This is a genomic window from Niveibacterium sp., from assembly GCF_041909475.1.
Classification (GTDB): Bacteria; Pseudomonadota; Gammaproteobacteria; order Burkholderiales; family Rhodocyclaceae; genus Niveibacterium.
Genome location: NZ_JAYRDJ010000065.1, coordinates 1 through 1,721, shown reverse-complemented (window position 1 = coordinate 1,721; position 1,721 = coordinate 1). Strand labels below are relative to the sequence as shown.

Here is a 1,721-nt window from a genome sequence, read left to right as displayed (position 1 = left end):
CGTAGTGAGTTCGGCGACGGGGCCGCGAGACCGAGCATCGCAGGGGAGTCGGCGCAACGCGCCGACCGCCGAGGCGAAGCGCCGTAGCCTGCCCGGGCGTGCCTTTGCCGTGCCCAACGCAACCGGCACAGCAGAAGGCGAATGTCAGCAACGTGCCGCGAGCAGCGGCCACTTCACCAAGCCTCGATGCAAGCCTCACTTGGCCACCTTCGGCAGCGTGCCCTCGAGCTTGCAGATGATGCCCAGCATCACCTCGTCAGCGCCGCCCCCAATCGACACCAATCGACTGTCGCGATACGCCTGCGACACCGGGTTGTCCCAGGTGAAGCCCATGCCGCCCCAGTACTGCAGGCACGAGTCCGCGACCTCGCGCGACAGCCGCCCGCACTTGAGCTTGGCCATCGAGGCGAGCTTGGTGACGTCCTTGCCGCCGACGTACATCTCCACCGCGCGATAGGTCAGCGCGCGCAGCGCCTCGACCTCGGTACGCAGTTCGGCGAGCCGGTAGTGCACCACCTGGTTGTCGAGGATGCTCTTGCCGAAAGCCTGCCGCTGGCGCGTGTATTCGATGGTGGAGTCGATGATGCGGTCGAGCCCGCGCAGCGAGCTCGCCGCGCCCCACAGCCGCTCCTCCTGGAACTGCAGCATCTGGAAGGTGAAACCCATGCCCTCCTGGCCGATCAGGTGGCGCTGCGGCACGCGCACGTTGTCGAAGAACAGCTGTGCGGTATCCGACGAATCCATGCCGATCTTGCGGATCTTCTGCTTGGTGATGCCGGGCGCGTCCATCGGCACGACGATCAGGCTCTTGTTGCGGTGCGGCGAGCCCTCGGAGGTGTTGGCGAGCAGGCAGCACCAGTCGGCCTTCAGTCCGTTAGTGATCCACATCTTCGAGCCGTTGATGACGTAGTCGCCGCCTTCCTTGCGCGCGCTGGTCTTCGCCGCCGCCACGTCGGAGCCACCGCCGGCCTCGCTGACGCCCAGGCAGGCGACGTAATCGCCGGCGATGGTGGGCGCAAGGAATTCGCGGCGCAGCTCGTCGGATCCGAAACGGGCCAGCGCCGGCGTGGCCATGTCGGTCTGCACGCCGATGGCCATCGGCACGCCGCCGCAGCCGCAGTCGCCCAGCGCCTCGGCCATCACCATGGAGTAGCTGAAGTCCAGGCCCATGCCGCCGTATTCGGTCGGGTACTTGATGCCCAGCAGGCCCAGGTCGCCGAGCTTCTTGAACACCTCGTGGCTCGGAAACTCCTGCGCCGCTTCCCACTCGGGCACGTGCGGGTTGAGTTCCTTGGCGACGAACTTGCGCACCGTGTCGGCGATCTGTTCGTGTTCGGGGGTGAATTTCATCGGGCTTCCTCGGTCAGAAACGGGCCACGCCAAAGCTGATCGGGCGCAGCGTGCGGGCCTCGGCCTCGGCGGCCATCACCAGGCACAGGCCGAGCAGGCGACGCGTGTCGCGCGGGTCGACGATGCCGTCGTCCCACAGCCGCGCGGTGCCGAACAGCGCCGTCGACTCCTTGTCCAGGCGCAGGCGCAGCGCGTCGCTCATGGCCGCCAGCGCCTCCTCGTTGGCGGCCTGGCCGGCGCGCTCGAGCTTGCTGCGGTTGACGATGTCCATCACCTTGGCCGCCTGCGCGCCGCCCATCACCGCGGTGCGTGCCGACGGCCAGGCGAAGATGAAGCGCGGGTCGAAGCCGCGGCCGCACATGCCGTAGTTG

General features: G+C 67.9%; 2 protein-coding genes. Both read right to left on the bottom strand.

Annotated features, from left to right (window positions below; translation table 11 throughout):
• Window positions 1-195: 195 nt before the first annotated feature.
• Window positions 196-1,350, bottom strand: coding sequence for an acyl-CoA dehydrogenase family protein (locus tag ACE3P0_RS21055; protein ID WP_374404769.1), 1,155 nt, complete (start codon window positions 1,348-1,350; stop codon window positions 196-198).
• Window positions 1,351-1,363: 13 nt separating this feature from the next.
• Window positions 1,364-1,721: carboxyl transferase domain-containing protein (locus tag ACE3P0_RS21050; protein WP_374404767.1), on the bottom strand; the 358-nt coding region annotated here is incomplete at its 5' end.